We start from the raw sequence: 19,324 nt of genomic DNA on the forward strand, positions 1-19,324 counted from the left end.
TCGCATCGTTTTTCTCGTCCGCTCCTGTGCCATCGCACGCGGCATTGACGCCGTGACCACGGCGTCACCGGCGACCGGTCCAGGCTGGCGGACCGCGGCGTCACGCTTGGTGGGGGCCATGGTGGCGGAAGTGCCGCCACCGCAGAAGTGAATCTTATTGACGCCGAATTAAAGAATCTTGAACGGCTATGGCGCGGCCGGCCGAGGTCACCCTCCACGCCCGCCATGCCAGGAGGGCGGGCGGCCTGCCGCCGCGCTTGTAGGAACAATTCCGGCCTCGCATCGGCGCATGCCCGACAGCGCCAGGCCCACCCGCTGCCTAGACTGGCCTTGTCGCCGCACGGCCTGCCAGGCAGGCGTGTGCGGTATACGTCGCGCCGGACCGGTATCACGGCGCTTCCGACCCGAAACAACCCGCTCGCCACACCCGAATCGCCAGCGTGATTGCAGCAGGCCTGGCAGGCCTCGGCTGTGCCGCGGCCATCGCACAGACCACCGCCACGCCCGCCACTCCGGCAACGCCGGCCACCCCTGCCGCGCAGGGCATGCCGGCAACACCCGCGACCCCCGCCGTGCCGGCGACCGCGGCCAGCCCGGCAGGCGGACAGGCCGCCGCGCCCGGCGTGACCCAGATCCAGCCGCCCAAGGACCCGCTGGTCGAGCGGCGCGAGGCACGCCGCGAGGCCGCCGCTGAATACAAGGCGAAAAAGAAGGCCGCCAAGGGCGAGTACAAGGACGAAGTCGGCGCTGCCAAACAGGAGCGCAAGGTCGAGAACAAGGCCGCGGACGCCGCGGCCCGCCAGGAAATGGCGGCGCCGAAACAGTGACGCAGCGGTCTCAGGGTTCGCGGCAAGGCATGCGCCGCCGCGCCAATGCAAACGGGCCCCGCGGGGCCCGTTCTTGCGGCACTCAGTCGGCCAGTCCGCTGGCATCGATATAGCCCAGCGCTTCGGTGACGGCGCGGCGCGCCTTCAGCACATAGCAGACCCGCCGCTCCTGGATCGACAGCGCCAGCACGTCGGCCTGCACCAGCTCGGAGAACACATGGCCGGCACGCCCCAGGCTCAGTCGCGCCACCTGTGCCAGGTCGGTGGCCGGCAGCCCGGCCTCGCCGGCTTCGAGCAGCGCGCGGCAGATGCGGACGCGCGCGGGTTCGGTCATCAGCGCCAGCGTCAGGGTACTTTCCTGGGTCTCCATGATCACACCTCGGTCTCCGGGCACGGCGCCCGGGCCGGGCGATCACGCGGCGTCGGGGGCGATGCGGAAGTCATTCTTGCCACGCGGCGTGGCGCGCGCGGTTTTCCCCGTTCTACGCGGCTCGCCCCGCAAAGGCAATAGGGTGCTGCCACGGCCGGGCGGACACTGGCGCGATTACAACAGCGCCCGTGCCGCCCGTCCGCCCGCCAACGCAGGGCTCAGGCCATCACAAACGGCAATTGCCGCTGGCGCTTGCCGGTCAGCGCAAACAACGCATTGGCCACCGCCGGCGCGATCGGCGGCACCCCGGGTTCGCCCAGCCCGGTGGGGTTGTCCTGCGACGGCACGAAGAACACGTCCACCACCGGCGCGTCGGTGATGCGCGGCGGCGGGAAGTCCGAAAAGTTGCTGTTCTTCACCGCGCCGTTCTCGATCTCGATGGCAAACCCCGGCCGGGTCATGGCCAGCCCGAACACGCAGGCGCCCTGGATCTGGGCTTCCGCCGACAACGGATTGACCACGCGGTTGGCATGCACGCCGGCGGTGACGCGGTGCACGCGCGGCTCGCCCTTCACCACCGAGACGTCGACCACATAGGCCACCACGGTGCTGAATGACTCATGCACCGCCACGCCCCAGGCATGCCCCCTGGGCAGCTTGCGCTTGCCGTAGCCGGACTTGTCCACCGCCAGCTGCAACGCGGCGCGATGGCGCGCGTGCTTCTTTTCGTCGAGGCGCGCCAGGCGGAATGCCACCGGATCCTGCTTCGCGGCGGCGGCCATCTCGTCGGCCAGCGTTTCCTTGACGAAAGCGGTGTGGGTATTGCCGACCGAGCGCCACCACAGCACCGGCACGTCCACCTGCGGGTGGTGCACCGACATCTGCAGCGGCAGGTCGTAGTCGTTCTCGACAATGCCCTCGGTCATGGTGGCGTCGACGCCGTTCTTGACCATGAACGGCTCGAACGGCGTGCCCTTCAGGATCGACTGGCCGACAATGGTGTGCTGCCAGCCCACCACCTTGCCCTGCGCGTCCAGGCCGATGCGCGCGCGGTGCAGGTGCAGCGGGCGGTAGTAGCCGCCGCGGATATCGTCCTCGCGGCTCCACACCACCTTGAGCGGCTCGGTGTGGCCCGCGGCAACCCAGGCCTTGAGCACGTTGGCCGCTTCGACGATGTAGTCGGAGGTCGGCACCGCGCGCCGGCCGAAGCCGCCGCCGGCCATCATGGTGTTGAGCACCACCTTGTCCGGCGCCAGCCCCAGCGTGCGCGCCACCGCGGCCTGGTCGACGGTCTGGAACTGCGAGCCCACCCAGACCTTGACCGATTGCACCTTGCCGCCGGCCACCTCGGGCTGCAGCGTGCAGTTCAGCGGCTCCATCGGCGCGTGCGCCAGGTACGGGAAGCGGAAGTCCGCCTCGATCTTGCGCGGCGCGCGCTGGATCGCCGCGGCGATATCGCCCTCGCCCGCGCGCGCGACCGTGCCCTGCTGGCCGGCCAGCTTCGCGTATGTCTCGAACAAGGCCTGCGACGAGACTTTCGAGCCGGTGTCCTCCCACTGGACCTCGAGCGCATCGCGGCCCATCTTGGCGGGCCAGTAGCCGCTGGCGATCACGGCCACGCCGCTGCCGCCGCGGTCGACCGGCACCTGCAGCACGCCGCGCACGCCCGGCACCGCACGGGCCTTGTCGGCGCTGAAGCTTTTGACCTTGCCGCCGAAGCGGGGCGGCCGCGCCACCACCGCCACCACCATGCCCTTGAGCTGGGTGTCGATGCCGAAGGGCGTGGTCGCTTCCATCTTGCCGCGCGCATCCAGCCGCGGCGTGGGCTTGCCGACGATGCGGAACTGCGCGGGGTCCTTCAGCGTGACCTGCTGCGGCACCGGCAGCTCCATCGCCGCCGGCGCCAGTTCACCGAAGGTGGCGCGCTGGCTGCCGGACGTGATCACGCCCTGCTCGACCTTGCAGCTGGCCGGGTCGACCTTCCAGCGCTGCGCCGCGGCCGCGACCAGCATCGCGCGGGCGCGCGCGCCGAGTTCGCGGTACTGCTGGAACGAATGGTTCAGCGCGGTGGAGCCGCCGGTCATCTGCATGCCGAAGCCGGGATCCTTGTACGGATCGCCCGCCGGGGCCAGCGCCGCGCGCACGTTGCGCCAGTCGGCGTCCAGCTCTTCGGCCAGCGCCATCGGCAGCGCGGTATGCACGCCCTGGCCGAATTCCAGCCGGTTCACGGCCACGGTCACGGTGTTGTCCGGCGCGATGATCAGGAACGCCTGCGGCGCCGGCGGCGGCGCCTTGGGCTTGCCGCCTTCCTGCGCCTGCGCCAGCGTTGCCACGCCCAGCGCCAGCCCGCCGCCGGCCAGGCCGGTCAGCTTGAGAAAACTGCGGCGGTCCAGCGTCGCCACGCCGGCGTCGGCACGCGTTTCGCCGCTATTGCCTGCCTGGCCGCCGGCCAGGGCTTCGATGCCTCGGATACGCATATCGGTTCGCTCCCGCTCAGGCCAGCGCACGGGCGGCGTCTTTGATCGCCGCGCGGATGCGCTGGTACGTGCCGCAGCGGCACAGGTTGCCGGCCATGGCCTGGTCGATGTCGGCATCGGTGGGCCGCGGCTTGCTGCGCAGCAGGCCGACGGCGCTCATCACCTGGCCGTTCTGGCAGTAGCCGCACTGGGCGACATCGTGCTTGAGCCAGGCGTCCATCACGGCGCGCCCGACGCGGTCGGCGCCGATGCCTTCGATGGTGGTGATGCGCGCACCGGCCACCGCCGAGGCCGGCGTCACGCAGCTGCGCGTGGCCTGGCCGTTGACGTGCACGGTGCAGGCACCGCACGCGGCCATGCCGCAGCCGAACTTGGTGCCGGTCATTTCGAGGTTGTCGCGCAGCGCCCACAGCAGCGGCGTGGACGGGTCCACGTCGACTTCACGGGTCTTGCCGTTGACGTTGATGGAGAGGGTGGTCATTTGGGGGACACTCCTTGGGTACGTTGCCCGCTGGTCATTGCCTGTGCGCCGAAGCCTGGCGCAACGGACAAGTGAGGATAGTGCAATTTGCGGCACCTTGCCGGACGCTTTGCGTACTAACGTGCCCGTTGGTGCGGGTTGCACGAACTTTGTGCAAGGAACGGCTGTCCCTCATGGATTGCCTTGCCATTCGGCGGGATCCGGGGGTGGTCTCGATGTGATCCGGTTCCCGCCACTGAAACAGTGCCCTCGACTATTCCAAAAAATTCCTTGTCCGCAGCCGGCACCGCTCCGGCCCCGAACGCCGCCGCGCCCGGCACCGCCGTCTCGCCAGCAGTGCGCGCGCGCGCCGCACCATCGCCCGCGGTGGCGCGACTGGACAGCATCCAGGCCCTGCGCGGGCTGGCCGCGGCGCTGGTGGTGGTCTACCACTCCGGGCTCACGCTGGGGGGCACCAACGCGCCGGTGCTGAACTGGCTGACCGACAACGTGATCAAGCGCGGCCATGTCGGCGTCGACGTGTTCTTCGTCATCAGCGGCTTCATCATCGCCTGGGTCGCGGTGCTGGCCCGGCCCCGCCCGGAGCGGCCGCTCAGCTTCATGATCCGGCGCCTGTGCCGGCTGGCGCCGCCGTACTGGACCATGTCGGCCATCCACGCGCTGCTGCTCAACCCGGTCACGCCGGCGCTGTTCGCCGCGTCGCTGGCGTTCCTGCCGACTTCCACCAGCCATGCGCCCTACTACGGCTATCCCGCGCTGTACGTCGGCTGGTCGCTCAACTACGAGCTGGCGTTCTACGCGGTGTTTGCACTCGGGCTGCTTTTGGCCGGGCGGCGCGCGCTGCTGGTGGTGCTGGGGGTGTTCGCGCTGTTCACGCTGGCGCTGCCATGGTGGCGTTTCGGCACGCTGGTGGCCGATCCCGCGCAGGGCTACGGGTTCGCCTCGCCGTGGCTGGCCATGGCCAGCAATCCGCTGGTGCTCGAGTTCCTGCTGGGCTGCGGGCTGGCGTGGGCCTACGCGCGCTGGCGCCATTGGCTGACGCCGGCGTCCGCGCTGGCATTGCTGGCAATCGGCAGCGCGACGTTCGCCCTGTCGCTGCCGCTGGTGGAACCGGATTTCAGCCTGGCGGGACGCGGCCTTCCCGCCGCGCTGCTGGTGGCCGGCGTGGTCGCCGCCGAGCACACCGGCATGCTGCGCGTGCCGCGCGCGCTGATCTGGCTGGGCGAACTGTCCTACGCCCTGTACCTGACCCATCCCACCGTGATCGAAGCGGTCAAGCGCCTGATGCCGGCGCTGCGCCCGGACCAGACGGGCATGCAGCTGCTGCGCTTTGCCATCGACGCCGGCCTGGCGCTGGCACTGGCCTGGCTGCTGCACCGCTGGGTCGAGCTGCCCGGCATCGCGGCCGGGCGCCGGCTGGCACGCGGCTAGCGTTGCGGCAGGCCGGCCAGGAACAGGTACAGGGCCGTCAGCTCGATATCGGTCATGCGCCCGAAGGAATCGAACGGCATCACCCGGCTGAGCGCGGTGCCGTCGGGCCGCTTGCCGCTGCGCATCATCTCGATAAAGACGGTGGGCTGGTCATAGCGTGCCATCGCGCCGCCGGGCACCGGGCGCAAGTCCGCTGCCGGCGGCCAGTCAGGCGGCGCACCCGGGATCTTGCCGCCACGGAACGCCGGCCCATGGCATCCCAGGCAGACATTGGCCACGTAGGCGCCATACCGCGGCGTCGGCTCGGGCGCCATCGCCGCCTGCGGCGGCAGGCTGTGGTCGATCTTGGAAGCGGCGTCCTGCACCACCCCCACGCCATACAGCGCGCGCACCAGCCACGGCATGGTGATCTCGGCGGGCGCCCCCATCGCCGCGGGCAGGCTGCGCAAATAGCCGACCAGCGCGCCGAGGTCCTCGTCGCTGAGCCGGTTGTAGTCTTCGCTGGGCATGACCAGCAGCGGGCGCAGCGAGGGTGCCACGCCATGGCGGATGCTGCGCACCCAGTCCACCGGCTGGTAGGCGGCGATGGCCGGGTTGGCGCGGGTCAGGTCCGGCGCGCGCACGCGCAGCCCGCCGGGGTCGTCGATCACCTGCTTGCCGCCCCCGCCGGCGCCATGGCATTCCATGCAGCCGCGCGATTCATACAGGTACTTGCCATGCGCAAGGGCGGCGGGGTCCTCGCGGATGGCGACGGGCGCGACCTGGACCGCCACCACGCGCTGCGCCTTGCGCTCCCCCACCCAGGCCGCGCCATACGCTGCCGCGGCCACCACGACGGCCGTGCCGGCAAGCCCCCATGCCGCCATCCGCAGAACCCGCGCCATTTGCCTTCCCCTCTCCGCCGCACTGGATGCCGCAGCTTGCGGCCAGTGCCGGGGGGGCTGTCGGTGGGAAAGGCAACATAGCGGCTGCGCCGGCGGCGCTCAGGCCAGCCCGGCCGGAGCGCGGTCGATGAAGCCGGTCATGCGCGCCAGCCGGCCATCGGCCGACACCGTGGCAAAGTCGGTGCCCACCACCAGCGCCGCTTCGCCGGCGGGGCCGAGTTCCCAGGTAAAGCGCAGGTGTTCCCCATGCGCGTCGACCGGGCTCACGCGGGTGAAGCGGAAACCGGGAAACTTCGCCTGCACCGCGGCGATCATCGCATCGATGCCGGCATGGCCGTCGCCCCGCATCAGCGGATCCACATAGCAAGCCGTTTCTGTCCACGCCGCCGCAATCAGCTCGCGCCGGCGCGCGGCATCGGTCTCGTTCCAGGCCGCGAGGTAGCGGTCGGCAAGGGTGGCGGCGTGTTCGGACTGGGTGGACGGGGTGGCAGACATGGCTTTCTCCTTCGGGTTGGGGTGGTCAGGGTCTCGCGGCCTGGCACCAGGCCATGGCTGCATGATCGGTGCCGAGGGACGGCGGCGCGATTACCTGGGAGGTTATCGGCGCGGCTACCGGCATCGCGGACCCCGGCTCTTGCCGTCCCTACCAAAAAACCGCCCCCGACACCAGCGGCAAGTAACGCCCAACCTGCCCCCTGTCCTGCCGATGGCCACGCGCTTATCCTCGCTACATTGCCCCTACGCTGGGCGGCAGTCTGTCCGGGCGTTCCGGGGGCATGCCGCCGGGGCGCGCCCGTCATGCCGCCTCCCTCCCACCGCATCGCACCGCCCTTGCCTCGTTCTCGTCCATGACGCCCGACACGGCTCCGCCGATCCACCCGGCCGCTCCAGCCCCTTCCGCCGCGCCGCGCCGCTGGCTGTCCTTGCTGATGGCCGGCGCCTGCTACTTCGTGCTGGCGGCGGCGGCGCTGTGGCTGGCGCGGCTGCCCGGGACCGTGGCCTCGGTGTGGCTGCCCAATGCGTTCGGGCTGGGCCTGCTGCTGCAGCGGCCGCGCGCGGAGGCGCCGTGGCTGCTGGCCGGCATGCTGGTGGCCAGCGTGCTGGCCAACCACGGCGCCGGCGACAGCGTCGGCACCGCGCTGATGCTGACCGGCGCCAACCTGGCGGAGATGCTGTCCGCGCTGCTGCTGTTGCGCCTGCTGGACCGGCATGGCGTGACCGGGCGCCACGGCCCGCTGGCCGCGTTCGCGGTGATGCTGGCAGTCGGCGGGATCCTGGCGCCGATGGTCGGCGCCAGCGCCGGCGCGGCGGCGCTCGCCGCGGCCGCGGGCAGCCGCTTCGCGCCGGTGTGGTGGACCTGGTGGCAGGCCAGCGCGCTGGGCATGGCGCTGCTGCTGCCGCTGATGCTGTCGATGACCGCGGTGCGCGTGCGTGCCGCCGCCGCGCGGGCGATGCTGGCGCCGCAGGCCGGCGCACTGGCGCTGAGCCTGGCCCTCGGTGCGTTTGCGCACTGGCAGGGCCACGACCCGTTCGCGGCGATGTCGTTGCCGCTGGTGCTGCTGGCGCTGGCCGGCAATCCTTTTGCCACCGCGCTGCTGGCGCTGGTGGCCACGCTGTGCCTGCAGGCGCTGATGCTGCTGTCGCACCGCCATGAAGCGGTACCGCTGTCGGCCGCGGTGATCATGGTACTGCCGGTCTGCATCGCCTACCTGACCGAGCAGAACCGGCACGGCCGCGCCAGCCTGCGCAGCAGCGACAAGCGCTTCCGCCAGGCCATGGAGCATTCCGCCATCGGCATGGCGCTGGTCGACATGGATGGCCGCTGGCAGACCGTCAACCGCGCCATGATCGAGCTGCTCGGCTACAGCGCGGCCGAACTGCGCGAGCTGAGCTACCAGCAACTGACCCACCCCGACGACCTGACCGGCGACCTGCGCCAGGTCGCCAACCTGTTGTCGGGCAAGGTCGAGGCCTATCGCCTGGAAAAGCGCTACCGCCACAAGGACGGCCACTACCGCTGGGTGCTGCTGGCGGTTTCGCTGGTGCGCGATGAACAGACCGGCGAGCCCCAGCATTTCATCACGCAGGTGGAGGACATCCACGCGCGCAAGCTGGCGCAGCAAGAGCTGGAACGGCTGTCGCGGCGCATCCAGCTGGCCGTCGAAGCCGGCGGCGTGGGCATCTGGGAATGGGACCTGGCCAGCGCCGGCATCACCTGGGATGCGCGCATGCATGCGCTGCACGGCACCGACCCCGCCGGCGGCGCGCCGCTGTCGGAGCAATGGATCGCGCTGCTGCACCCCGACGATGTCAGCCGCGTGCGCGGCGAGATGCGCCGCGCCATCCGCGGCGAGGCGGCGTTCGACACCGAATACCGCATCGTGCGCCCGGGCGGCGAGGTGCGCCACGTGCGTGCCATGGCGATGGCGACCCGCGGCGCCGACGGCACCGCCCGGGCGCTGGTGGGCACCAACTGGGACATCACCGAGCAACGCCGGCTGACCGAGGCGCTGTTCGAGGAGAAGGAGCGCCTGCATATCACGCTGCGTTCGATCGGCGATGCGGTGATCTGCACCGACGCCGCCATGCACGTGACCTTCATGAACCCGATCGCCGAACAGCTGACCGGCTGGACCATGGCCGCGGCCACCGGGCTGCCGCTGGAACGGGTCTTCCGCATCGTCGACGAGAGCACCGGCGAGCCCATCCCGAGCCCGGTCGAGGCCTGCCTGCGCACGCTGACGCCGGCCTACCTGCAGGAGGGCGCGGTGCTGCAGAGCCTGACCGGCGAGCGCCACGACGTGCAGGACTCGGCCGCGCCGGTGCTGACCGCGCGCGGCGAGGTGCTGGGCGCCGTGCTGGTGTTCCAGGACATCACCGCCGCGCGCGCGCTGCAGCGCGAGCTGGCGCGCTCGGCCATGCACGATGCGCTGACCGGCCTGCCCAACCGCACCTGGTTCGAAAAGCGCCTGCGCGAGTCGTGCGACGCGGCGCGGCTGCACGGCCATCGCGCCGCGCTGTGCTTTATCGACCTGGACCGCTTCAAGATCGTCAACGACACCGCCGGCCACGGCGCCGGCGACGTGCTGCTGCGCGAGCTCGGCTACCTGATCCGCAACCATGTGCGCCCGGACGACGTGCTGGCGCGCCTGGGCGGCGACGAGTTCGCGCTGCTGCTCAAGGATTGCACCGTCGACCAGGCCGAGCAGGTGTGCCAGGGCGTGATCGATGCCATCCGCGGACGCCGCTTCCCGTGGGAAGGGCGCGTGTACGACATCGGCGCCAGCATCGGCATCGCCGCCATCGACCTGGACGTGCCGCCGGTCAGCGAACTGATGAGCCGTGCCGACGTGGCCTGCTATGCGGCCAAGGCCGCGGGCCGCAGCCGGGTCTCGGTCTACCGCCGCGACGAAAGCGACGCGCGCCGGCACCACCGCGAGCTGGAAGTGGCCGCCGGCATCCACTCGGCGCTGGAGGCCAATCGCTTCCGCCTGTTCGCGCAGGAGATCCGCGCGCTGCAGCCACAACACGAAGACGGCGGCGGCGGCCATCGCCATATCGAGATCCTGGTGCGCATGGTCGACGAGCACGGCGAGCTGATCCTGCCCGGCGCCTTCATTCCGGCCGCCGAGCGCTACGACCTGATGGGCCATGTCGACCGCTGGGTCATCCGCAACGTGCTGCGCGGGTACGGCGAGCGGCTGCGCGCGGTGCCGGGGCTGTCGGTGTCGATCAACCTGTCGGCCAACTCGCTGGGCGAGCCCTTCCTGCTGCCGTTCCTGCATGCCGAGCTGGAAGCCAGCGCCCTGCCCGCCAGCCGCATCCGGCTGGAGATCACCGAAACCGCGCTGATCAACAACATGGCCGCGGCCAACCGCCTGGTGGCGGAGATGCGGCGCGCCGGCTGCACCGTGTCGCTCGACGACTTCGGCTCGGGCCTGTCGTCGTTCGCCTACCTGAAGCAGTTCCCGGTGGACTTCCTCAAGATCGACGGCAGCTTTATCCGGCAGCTGGCCGACAACGCGGTCGACCGCGAGATCGTCAGCTCGATCAACGACATCGGCCACCGGCTGGGCGTGCGCACGGTGGCGGAGTGGGTGGAGGACGAGCGCACCCTCGACGCGCTGCGCGCGATCGGCGTGGATTATGCGCAGGGCTATGGGATCGGGCGGCCGGTGGCACTGGACGTGTTCCTGGCCGGCTACGCGCAGCACAACCCGCAGGCCTCGTAGCCCCGCCGGTCGGTCCACGCGGCGACCGTGATACATTCGGCGCCTGTCCGCGTGGCCACCTGCCCGCCGCGCCGAAACCAAGGGGAACCCGTTGTCGCTCGTGTCCGACCCGATGCCGGCGCCGCTGTATGCGCGCGTCAAGCAGCACATCAGCAGCCGGATTGCTGACGGCAGCTGGCCGCCCCATCACCGCGTGCCGTCCGAGACCGAGCTGGTCGAGGCGCTCGGCGTCTCGCGCATGACCGTGCACCGCGCGCTGCGCGAGCTGACCGCCGAGGGCATGCTGGTGCGGCTGCAGGGCGTCGGCACCTTCGTTGCCGAACCCAAGCGGCGCACCGCGCTGTACGCGGTCAACAATATCGCCGACGACATCGCCGCGCGCGGGCACCGCCATCGCGCCCGCGTGATCACCCTGGAAGCCGAGCGCGCCGGCCCCGCGCAGGCCGCGGCGCTCGAGGTCGCGCTGGAAGCGCGGGTGTTCCATTCGGTGATCGTCCACTACGAGGACGACGTGGCCATCCAGCTGGAAGACCGCTATGTCAATGCCGTGGTCGCCCCCGACTACCTGACGCAGGACTTCACCAGCGAAACCCCTTACCAGTACCTGTCGCGCATCGCCCCGCTGACCGAGGGCGAGCACGTGGTCGAGGCCGTGCTGGCGCTGCCGGAAGAGTGCCGCCTGCTCGAGATCGAACGCGGCGAACCATGCCTGCTGATCCGCCGCCGCACCTGGTCCGCCGGGCGCGTGGTGACGTCGGTGCGGCTGGTGCATCCGGGTTCGCTGCATCGGCTCGAAGGCCGGTTCACGTCCTAGCGTTTCCCGCGGCCCGCGCGCGCCCTCACCCTGCCGCCATCCGGCGTCACCGCGACACCCCGCCGCGCCTCAGCCATGTTCCGGCTGGGTGGCGGCGAAGCTCGGCCGCTCGCACATCGCCGCGTGCGCACGCCGCACGTTCGGGCACTTCTGCAGCAGGTCTGCCCCCTCGGGGAACATGCCCACATAGGCGATGATCGGCGCCAGCAACAGGTCTGCCATCGACAGCGCCGCGCCGACCAGGTAGTTGCGGTCGCCGTACCCCTGCTCGAGCACCTCGAGATGCCGGGCGATCTCCGGCAGCGCGGCGTCGATCACCGCGCGATCCGGCTGGCCGTTTGGTCCCTTCGGGAAGATGTATTGCAGCACGTAGCGCCGGATCATCGCGTCGTAGGCATGGGCGTTGATCAGGCTGATCCACTGCTCGCCGCGCGCCTGCGCCGAAGGCCGCCCCTGCGGCACCAGGCTGGGACCATCGAAGGCATCGTCGATGTACCCAAGGATGGCGCGGGTCTCGTAGAACGAGATCGGCCCGTCGCACAGCACCGGGATGCGGCCAAACGGATTGAGCGCGAGCACTTCCGGGGAATGCGGCGGCAACGGCCTGTTCGTATAGGCCACGCCCTTTTCCGCGAGCGCCATGCGCACCGTGCGGCAATAGCTGCTGCGCGGATCGCCGAGCACGACCACCGTGGCCGCGCTGCCGCGCGGGTCCAGGTAGTCGACCAGGCGGTTGTACACCGACTGCCAGCCGGTCGCGTGGGCATCGCGCGACGGCGTGTCAGGGAAGCCGCTGTGTCGCATATGCAGCTGCGTGCCGCCCTCCTGCGCCGTCAGCGTGACCTCGATCAGCGTCCTGATATGCGGCGGCATGGGGCCGGCTTCGGCCTGCCACGTATAGGCTAGGAAGTCAGCGCGGGAAACTACCTGGTACTCGCCGTGCACGGCATGCCGGGAACCGTCGCCGCCAGCCATCACGATGCGGTACTTGCCGCCCACGCGGGCCTCGGCGCTGGCCTCGAGCACCCCCATGCCGCGCGGGCAATGCCAGGCGGCCAGCGCTGCCTGGTCTGTGAACGCATCGAACACCTTCTCGCGCGGCGCGCGGATAAAGCGGGTCATTTCCAGATGAAAGCTAGCGGCTTCGGTCATGATTCGTTCCCTTGGTCCTTGGTTGCATGACCGGTGTCTGCGCCGACACCGGCGGCGTGGGTACGCTCGACAAATTCGACGAGGCGGTCCAGGTTGCCTTCCCAATGGCGGCGATAGGCCTCCAGCCAGTCGCGCGCGTCCCGCAGCGGATCCGCGCGCAGGTGGCAGATCCGCCAGCGCGCGCTGACCTCGCGCTCGATCAGTCCGGCATCGGCCAGCACGCGCAGGTGCCGGGAGATCGCCGGAGCCGACATGGCGAACGGTCGCGCCAGTTCGCTGACCGGCGCATCCCCTTGCGCAAGCCGGGCAAGGATGGCGCGGCGGGTGGGATCGGCCAGGGCGGCAAAGACAGTTGTGAGCGGATCGATCGGAGAGGGCATGCGCTCATTTAACGCATTGGTTAAATGAAAGTCAAGGTGCGCCTGCTGACGTGCTGCCTGGTCACCGCCCCCACCCAGCGCCGTGCGCGCTAGTTCACGGGCGGCCCTCGCCACCTTCAATTGAGCTCAGAACGTCACAAACTTTTGAGCGCCTCCTCGGGATTACCCCGATTCATCGCAACTTGTATATACAGGAATATACATGCCTATGCGTTGTCCCAAAGCGCGCGTCCCAGACCTGCAAGACCGAAGGAGTTTCCCGTGACCCAGACCCCCACCCCATCCACGCGTTTCCGCGACACCGAAATCCGCGCCCCGCGCGGCACTACGCTGACGGCCAGGAGCTGGCTGACCGAAGCGCCGCTGCGCATGCTGATGAACAACCTCGACCCCGAGGTCGCGGAGAACCCCAGGGAACTGGTGGTCTACGGCGGCATCGGCCGCGCCGCCCGCAACTGGGAATGCTATGACCGCATCGTCGAGGCGCTGACCCGCCTGGAAGACGACCAGACCCTGCTGGTGCAATCGGGCAAGCCGGTCGGCGTGTTCCAGACCCACCGCGACGCCCCGCGCGTGCTGATCGCCAACTCCAACCTGGTCCCGCACTGGGCCAACTGGGAACACTTCAACGAACTCGACGCCAAAGGCCTGGCCATGTACGGCCAGATGACCGCCGGCAGCTGGATCTACATCGGCAGCCAGGGCATCGTGCAGGGCACGTATGAAACCTTTGTCGAAGCCGGCCGCCAGCACTACGGTGGCGACCTGAAGGGACGCTGGGTGCTGACCGCGGGCCTGGGCGGCATGGGCGGCGCGCAGCCGCTGGCCGCGACGCTGGCCGGCGCCTGCTCGCTCAATATCGAATGCCAGCAGAGCCGCATCGATTTTCGCCTGAAGACCCGTTATGTCGACGAACAGGCCACCGACCTGGATGACGCGCTGGCCCGCATCGACCGCTACACCTCGCAAGGCAAGGCAATCTCGATCGCGCTGTGCGCCAACGCCGCCGAAGTGTTGCCCGAACTGGTGCGCCGCGGCGTGCGTCCCGACATGGTCACCGACCAGACCAGCGCGCACGATCCGCTCAACGGCTACCTGCCCGCCGGCTGGAGCTGGGACGAATACCGCGAGCGCGCGCAGCGCGAGCCGGCCGTGGTGGTGAAGGCCGCCAAGGCCTCGATGGCCGCGCATGTGCGCGCCATGCTGGACTTCCAGAAGCTGGGCGTGCCGACCTTCGACTACGGCAACAACATCCGCCAGATGGCCAAGGAAGAAGGCGTGGCCAATGCCTTCGACTTCCCCGGCTTCGTGCCCGCCTATATCCGCCCGCTGTTCTGCCGCGGCATCGGCCCGTTCCGCTGGGCCGCGCTGTCGGGCGATCCGCAGGATATCTACAAGACCGACGCCAAGGTCAAGGAACTGATCCCCGATGACGCGCACCTGCACCGCTGGCTCGACATGGCGCGCGAGCGCATCAGCTTCCAGGGCCTGCCGGCGCGGATCTGCTGGGTCGGCCTGGGACTGCGCGCGAAGCTCGGCCTGGCGTTCAACGAGATGGTCCGCAGCGGCGAGCTGTCGGCGCCGGTCGTGATCGGCCGCGACCACCTGGACTCGGGTTCGGTCGCCAGCCCCAACCGCGAGACCGAGGCCATGCAGGACGGCTCCGACGCCGTGTCCGACTGGCCCCTGCTGAACGCGCTGCTGAACACCGCCAGCGGCGCCACCTGGGTCAGCCTGCACCATGGCGGCGGCGTGGGCATGGGCTTCTCGCAGCATTCCGGCGTGGTGATCGTGTGCGACGGCACCGATGAGGCCGCCGCGCGCATCGCCCGCGTGCTGCACAACGACCCCGCCACCGGCGTGATGCGCCATGCCGACGCCGGCTACCAGATCGCCATCGACTGCGCGCGCGAGCAGGGCCTGGACCTGCCGATGCTGCGCGACTGATCGGGCCAGCAAGAGCCTGGCAATTGCCAACCCGGCCGGGCCGCGTCTTGCGCGCCCGGCCGCGGCCCTATTTTTACGGAGACACCCATGTCCATCGATACCACCGCCGGCGTGGCGGTCGCGGCGCCGCAACCGCAGCTGTCGCGCACGCGCGCCATTGCCGCCATCACCATCGGCAACGGCCTCGAGTTCTACGATTTCGTGGTCTACAGCTTCTTTGCCACGCTGATCGGCCGGCTCTACTTCCCCGTCGACAATCCCACCGGCCAGCTGCTGATGTCGTTCGCCACCTTTGGCGTCGGCTTCCTGATGCGCCCGCTCGGCGGCCTGCTGATCGGCATGTACGCCGACCGCGCCGGGCGCAAGCCTGCGGTGGCGCTGACGCTGTGGCTGATGGGCCTGAGCTCGCTGATCTTCGTGGTGACGCCGCCGTACGCGCAGGTCGGCATCCTCGCGCCGATCATGGTGGTGATCGCGCGGCTGGTACAGGGCTTCGCCATCGGCGGCGAGATGGGCGCGTCGACCGCGCTGCTCCTGGAATACGCCGACGACCGCACGCGCGGCTTCTATACCGCGTGGCAGCCGTTCAGCCAGGGCCTGGCGGCGCTGCTGGGCGCCGTCACCGGGCTGGTGCTGAGCAACCTGCTGGCGCCGGCCGAGCTGGAAGCCTGGGGCTGGCGCCTGGCCTTCCTGATCGGCATCCTGGTGATCCCGGTCGGCCTGCTGATCCGCCGCCGCCTGGAAGAAACCGCCACGCCCGCGCACCACGGCGAGCACGCGGCGCAATGGCCGCTGCTGCGCCGGCATGCGCGCGAAGTCTTTGCCAGCATCCTGCTGATGATCGGCCTGGCCTCTTCCACCTATATCGTCGTCTACTACCTCAGCAACTACGCCGTCAGCGTGCTGAAGATGCCGCTGTCGCTCGGCATCTGGGCCGGCTGCGTCGCCGCGGCGGTGCAGGTGGCGCTGTCGCCGTTCGCCGGCTGGCTGGCCGACCGCGTCGGCCGCAAGCCCGTGGTGCTGTGGTCGCGCGTGGCGCTGCTGGCGATGGTCTACCCGGCGTTCGTGCTGATCAATGCCGAACCCTCGCTGGCGCGGCTGCTGGTGGTAGTGGCGTGCCTGTCGGTGCCGATGTCGATGACCGCGCCGGCGTCGATGGTGCTGGTCAGCGAGGTGCTGCCCAAGCGCCTGCGCGCTACCGGCCTGTCGATCGCCTATTGCGTCGCCATCGCCATCTTCGGCGGCTTTGCGCAGTACTTCTCGACCCGGCTGATCCAGGTCACGGGCGATGCCAACGCCCCGGCGCTGTACGTGATCGGCTGCGGCGTGGTGTCGCTGCTCGGCCTGCTGATGGTCCCCGAAACGCTGGGACGCCGGCTGAAATGAGCGACCTGGCAGACTTCGCGCCCGTGACCGGCGCTGCCGCCTCTAGCGGCCCCGAGACGGTGTGGCGGGGCCGGCGCGATACCGGCGAGGCCGGCGACACGCGCCGCCTGTTCGATATCGTGGCCGGCCCCGCCATGCCGCGCACGCCCGGCGTGCCGGTGCTGCTGGGCTTTTGCTGCGACGCCGGCGTGGTGCGCAACCAGGGCCGCCCCGGCGCCGCCGGCGGCCCCCGCGAAATCCGCCGCGCGCTGGCCGGCGTGCCGGCGCACGGCATCGGCCGCCTGATCGACGGCGGCGACATCCACTGCGACGGCGATGCGCTGGAGCACGCGCAGCAGCGCCTCGCACAAGCCGTCGCCGCCGAACTGGCGGTCGGCGCCTGGCCGCTGGTGCTGGGCGGCGGGCATGAAGTGGCATGGGGCACGTGGCAAGGCCTGCGCATGCACCTGGCCGCGCGCGGTGACCTCGGCCGCGTGCTGATCGTCAACCTCGACGCGCATTTCGACCTGCGTGCCAGCCGCCCGGGCAGTTCCGGCACGCCCTTCGACCAGATCGCGGCCGACTGCCGCCAGCGTGGCATGCCGTTCGACTATGCCTGCCTGGGCGTCAGCCGGCTGGCCAACACCGCGGCGCTGTTCGCGCGCGCGCACGCGCTGGGCGTGCGCCATGTCGAGGACACCGACATGCAGGAGCGCCACCTCGACGCGCGCCTGGCCGAACTGGAGCGCTGGGTCGCCGATGCCGACCACGTCTACCTGAGCATCGACCTCGACGTGCTGCCCGCCGCGGTCATGCCCGGCGTCTCGGCCCCGGCCGCGTACGGCGTGCCGCTGGCGGTGGTCGAGGCCATCGCCACGCTGCTGCGCGACAGCGGCAAGCTGCGCGTGGCGGACCTTGCCGAATTCAACCCGCTGTACGACCGCGACGGCTGCGGCGCGCGGGTGGCGGCAAGGTTGTGCTACCGGTTGCTGGGCGGCTGAAGTCCCAACACCGCCCACGCACCGACGGTTGACTCCCTCCCTTCACCGGGAGAGGGCCGGGGTGAGGGGCGGTCTGGCAGGGCACCACCTCAAGCAGCGCCCCCGTTTTCCACCCACCGACATCAGCCGTCGACCCTCCCGCCCTGTCCCCGGCCTCTCTCCCGCGCGGCGGGAGAGAGGAGCAAACCGGCGGCAATCCACTCGCCTCCGCACCCCACAATCCGCGGGTTTACACCTAGAACGCCGTTCGGATTCCCGAACGGCGTTTTGGCCGGCCAATCCGGTTTCCCGAACCGTGCGCCGGCATCACATCATTTTCCCCTTTGTATTCAACAGCTTGCATGCCTCCCGCGGCACCTTCGCGCTGGCACGGCGCGTGCAATATAGGCCGCCGCTCACAGCGCCAGACAGGTACGCCGGCACGCCCCCAGTGTCCCGGCCGATGCCGAAAAAACAAAGGAGGACACACCCATGACCGACCCCGCCTTGCCCACCCCCGTCGCCATCCCGGCGCACCCCCGGCACCTGTTGCCGCGCTGAACCCTGACACGGCCGGCCCGGCGCCCCGACGTCGCCCAGCCTTCCTGCAATACACAGTCGACCGCCCCGTCCCCGGGAACGGTCGCACAGGCCTGATCCACGATGAAACTGAATCGACTGCCCACCCTGATCTTCATTGCAATGCTGCTAGGCGTGCTGGCCGGCACCGCCGCGCACAACCTGGCGCCGGACGCCGCCACCGCCAAATCGATTGCCAACCACCTGTCCATCCTGACCGACATCTTCCTGCGGATGATCAAGATGATCATCGGCCCGCTGGTGTTCGCCACGCTGGTGGCCGGCATCGCCAGCATGGGCGACGGCCGCGCCGTCGGCCGCATCGGCATGAAGGCGATGATGTGGTTCATCGGCGCCTCGGTCACCTCGCTGCTGCTCGGCCTGGTCATGGCCAACCTGCTGCAGCCCGGCCACGGCATGAACCTGGCGCTGCCGGCGGCGGACGCCAGCGCGAACCTGAAGACCGGCGCGCTGAACCTGCGCGACTTCATCGCGCACATGTTCCCCAAGAGCTTCGTCGAGGCGATGGCGAACAACGAGATCCTGCAGATCGTGGTGTTCTCGCTGTTCTTCGGCTTTGCGCTGGGCACCGTCAAGGACGGCGTCGGCAAGCCGGTGCTGCAGGGCATCGAGGGCCTGGCCGACGTGATGCTGAAGGTCACCAACTACGTGATGGCGTTCGCGCCGGTGGGCGTGTTCGGCGCGATCTCGGCCGTGATCACCGCGCAGGGCCTGGGCGTGCTGGTGGTCTACGCCAAGCTGCTGGGCAGCCTGTACCTGGCGCTGGCGCTGCTGTGGGTGGCGCTGATCGCCGGCGGCTACTGCTTCCTGGGCCGCGATGTGTTCCGCCTGCTCAAGCTGATGCGCGCGCCGCTGATGATCGGCTTCGCCACCGCCAGCAGCGAATCGGCCTACCCGAAGGTGATCGACCAGCTGACCCGCTTCGGTGTCAAGGAGCGCATCACCAACTTCGTGCTGCCGCTGGGCTACTCGTTCAACCTGGACGGCTCGATCATGTACACCTCGTTCGCCGCGCTGTTCGTGGCACAGGTGTACGGCATCCAGCTGTCGCTGTCCCAGCAGATCACCATGCTGCTGGTGCTGCTGGTCACCAGCAAGGGCATCGCCGGCGTGCCGCGCGCCTCGCTGGTGGTGGTCGCCGCGGTGCTGCCGATGTTCGGCCTGCCCGAGGCCGGCATCCTGCTGGTGCTGGGCATCGACCACGTACTCGACATGGGTCGCACCGTGACCAATGTGCTCGGCAATGCAATTGCCACCGCCGTCGTCGCCAAAAGCGAAGGCGCCATCGGCGCGCCGGTAACGTCCGAGGAGGATGAACCCGCCGCGGATACCACCACCGGCCTGGCACCTGCCCAGGTCCTGGCGGCCAAGTAACACCGTCCGC

15 protein-coding genes are annotated in these 19,324 nt (G+C 70.1%); 8 read left to right on the forward strand and 7 right to left on the reverse strand.

The genetic code is table 11. The features are described 5' to 3' along the window. Positions 1 to 440 precede the first annotated feature (440 nt). Entirely contained in the window at positions 441 to 827 is a 387-nt protein-coding gene (locus A3AG_RS0120045; RefSeq protein WP_018007143.1) for a hypothetical protein, read from the forward strand. 82 nt (positions 828 to 909) lie between these two features. On the opposite strand, the gene A3AG_RS0120050 is transcribed toward A3AG_RS0120045, so the two are convergent. The 3 genes from A3AG_RS0120050 to A3AG_RS0120060 all read right to left on the reverse strand — a co-directional run bounded on the left by A3AG_RS0120050 (position 910) and on the right by A3AG_RS0120060 (position 4,155). Continuing rightward, on the reverse strand, positions 910 to 1,197 hold the full coding sequence (locus A3AG_RS0120050) for a helix-turn-helix domain-containing protein (protein ID WP_026164332.1): 288 nt from the start codon (positions 1,195 to 1,197) through the stop codon (positions 910 to 912). Between the two features lie 218 nt (positions 1,198 to 1,415). Further along, positions 1,416 to 3,674 carry a xanthine dehydrogenase family protein molybdopterin-binding subunit gene (locus tag A3AG_RS0120055; RefSeq protein WP_018007145.1) on the reverse strand — a complete coding sequence of 753 codons (2,259 nt, stop codon included), beginning with the start codon at positions 3,672 to 3,674 and terminating at the stop codon, positions 1,416 to 1,418. Between the two features lie 16 nt (positions 3,675 to 3,690). Beyond that, positions 3,691 to 4,155: a (2Fe-2S)-binding protein gene (locus A3AG_RS0120060; RefSeq protein ID WP_018007146.1), complete on the reverse strand. Its 465-nt coding sequence runs from the start codon at positions 4,153 to 4,155 to the stop codon at positions 3,691 to 3,693. A gap of 336 nt (positions 4,156 to 4,491) precedes the next feature. Between A3AG_RS0120060 and A3AG_RS0120065 the strand changes: the two genes are divergently transcribed. Continuing rightward, complete coding sequence (locus A3AG_RS0120065; RefSeq protein ID WP_026164333.1) at positions 4,492 to 5,586, forward strand: acyltransferase family protein; 1,095 nt, start codon at positions 4,492 to 4,494, stop codon at positions 5,584 to 5,586. On the opposite strand, the gene A3AG_RS0120070 is transcribed toward A3AG_RS0120065, so the two are convergent. Both A3AG_RS0120070 and A3AG_RS0120075 read right to left on the reverse strand, forming a co-directional pair. Further along, positions 5,583 to 6,470, reverse strand: a complete 888-nt coding sequence (locus A3AG_RS0120070; RefSeq protein WP_018007148.1) for a c-type cytochrome — start codon at positions 6,468 to 6,470, stop codon at positions 5,583 to 5,585. The two genes, A3AG_RS0120065 and A3AG_RS0120070, sit on opposite strands and share 4 nt — an antisense overlap. Positions 6,471 to 6,569: 99 nt before the next feature. Continuing rightward, entirely contained in the window at positions 6,570 to 6,965 is a 396-nt protein-coding gene (locus A3AG_RS0120075) for a nuclear transport factor 2 family protein (RefSeq protein WP_018007149.1), read from the reverse strand. Positions 6,966 to 7,318: 353 nt separating this feature from the next. Between A3AG_RS0120075 and A3AG_RS0120080 the strand changes: the two genes are divergently transcribed. Beyond that, positions 7,319 to 10,702 carry a diguanylate cyclase gene (locus tag A3AG_RS0120080; protein ID WP_018007150.1) on the forward strand — a complete coding sequence of 1,128 codons (3,384 nt, stop codon included), beginning with the start codon at positions 7,319 to 7,321 and terminating at the stop codon, positions 10,700 to 10,702. A gap of 112 nt (positions 10,703 to 10,814) precedes the next feature. Beyond that, a complete protein-coding gene (hutC, locus tag A3AG_RS0120085) occupies positions 10,815 to 11,516 on the forward strand; it encodes a histidine utilization repressor (RefSeq protein WP_051073549.1) in 702 nt (233 codons plus the stop codon). 69 nt (positions 11,517 to 11,585) lie between these two features. Here the strand turns inward: hutC and A3AG_RS0120090 are convergent, their stop codons facing one another. Continuing rightward, entirely contained in the window at positions 11,586 to 12,668 is a 1,083-nt protein-coding gene (locus A3AG_RS0120090) for an SRPBCC domain-containing protein (RefSeq protein ID WP_018007152.1), read from the reverse strand. Continuing rightward, complete coding sequence (locus tag A3AG_RS0120095) at positions 12,665 to 13,048, reverse strand: ArsR/SmtB family transcription factor (protein ID WP_018007153.1); 384 nt, start codon at positions 13,046 to 13,048, stop codon at positions 12,665 to 12,667. The genes A3AG_RS0120090 and A3AG_RS0120095 overlap by 4 nt, the downstream gene beginning before the upstream one ends. A gap of 261 nt (positions 13,049 to 13,309) precedes the next feature. On the opposite strand from A3AG_RS0120095, the gene hutU reads away from it, so the two are divergent. The 4 genes from hutU (at position 13,310) to A3AG_RS0120115 (ending at position 19,314) form a co-directional block, all read left to right on the forward strand. Then, complete coding sequence (gene hutU / locus A3AG_RS0120100; protein WP_018007154.1) at positions 13,310 to 14,995, forward strand: urocanate hydratase; 1,686 nt, start codon at positions 13,310 to 13,312, stop codon at positions 14,993 to 14,995. An 87-nt stretch (positions 14,996 to 15,082) separates the two neighbouring features. Further along, positions 15,083 to 16,381 (forward strand): MFS transporter, encoded by a 1,299-nt coding sequence (locus tag A3AG_RS0120105; RefSeq protein WP_018007155.1) that lies wholly within the window; start codon positions 15,083 to 15,085, stop codon positions 16,379 to 16,381. Then, on the forward strand, positions 16,378 to 17,361 hold the full coding sequence (gene hutG / locus A3AG_RS0120110) for a formimidoylglutamase (protein WP_018007156.1): 984 nt from the start codon (positions 16,378 to 16,380) through the stop codon (positions 17,359 to 17,361). The genes A3AG_RS0120105 and hutG overlap by 4 nt, the downstream gene beginning before the upstream one ends. A 642-nt stretch (positions 17,362 to 18,003) precedes the next feature. Further along, positions 18,004 to 19,314: a dicarboxylate/amino acid:cation symporter gene (locus A3AG_RS0120115; protein ID WP_018007157.1), complete on the forward strand. Its 1,311-nt coding sequence runs from the start codon at positions 18,004 to 18,006 to the stop codon at positions 19,312 to 19,314. Positions 19,315 to 19,324 lie beyond the last annotated feature (10 nt).

This window comes from Cupriavidus neocaledonicus, assembly GCF_000372525.1.
Classification (GTDB): Bacteria; Pseudomonadota; Gammaproteobacteria; order Burkholderiales; family Burkholderiaceae; genus Cupriavidus; species Cupriavidus neocaledonicus.

Coding starts and splice junctions, on each gene's coding strand:
- A3AG_RS0120070 (WP_018007148.1), bottom strand. CDS start 6,470: ATGGCGCGGGTTCTGCGGATGGCGGCATGGGGGCTTGCCGGCACGGCC.
- A3AG_RS0120060 (WP_018007146.1), bottom strand. CDS start 4,155: ATGACCACCCTCTCCATCAACGTCAACGGCAAGACCCGTGAAGTCGAC.
- A3AG_RS0120095 (WP_018007153.1), bottom strand. CDS start 13,048: ATGCCCTCTCCGATCGATCCGCTCACAACTGTCTTTGCCGCCCTGGCC.
- hutG (WP_018007156.1), top strand. CDS start 16,378: ATGAGCGACCTGGCAGACTTCGCGCCCGTGACCGGCGCTGCCGCCTCT.
- A3AG_RS0120080 (WP_018007150.1), top strand. CDS start 7,319: ATGACGCCCGACACGGCTCCGCCGATCCACCCGGCCGCTCCAGCCCCT.
- A3AG_RS0120105 (WP_018007155.1), top strand. CDS start 15,083: ATGTCCATCGATACCACCGCCGGCGTGGCGGTCGCGGCGCCGCAACCG.
- A3AG_RS0120115 (WP_018007157.1), top strand. CDS start 18,004: ATGAAACTGAATCGACTGCCCACCCTGATCTTCATTGCAATGCTGCTA.
- A3AG_RS0120075 (WP_018007149.1), bottom strand. CDS start 6,965: ATGTCTGCCACCCCGTCCACCCAGTCCGAACACGCCGCCACCCTTGCC.
- A3AG_RS0120055 (WP_018007145.1), bottom strand. CDS start 3,674: ATGCGTATCCGAGGCATCGAAGCCCTGGCCGGCGGCCAGGCAGGCAAT.
- hutC (WP_051073549.1), top strand. CDS start 10,815: ATGCCGGCGCCGCTGTATGCGCGCGTCAAGCAGCACATCAGCAGCCGG.
- A3AG_RS0120050 (WP_026164332.1), bottom strand. CDS start 1,197: ATGGAGACCCAGGAAAGTACCCTGACGCTGGCGCTGATGACCGAACCC.
- A3AG_RS0120090 (WP_018007152.1), bottom strand. CDS start 12,668: ATGACCGAAGCCGCTAGCTTTCATCTGGAAATGACCCGCTTTATCCGC.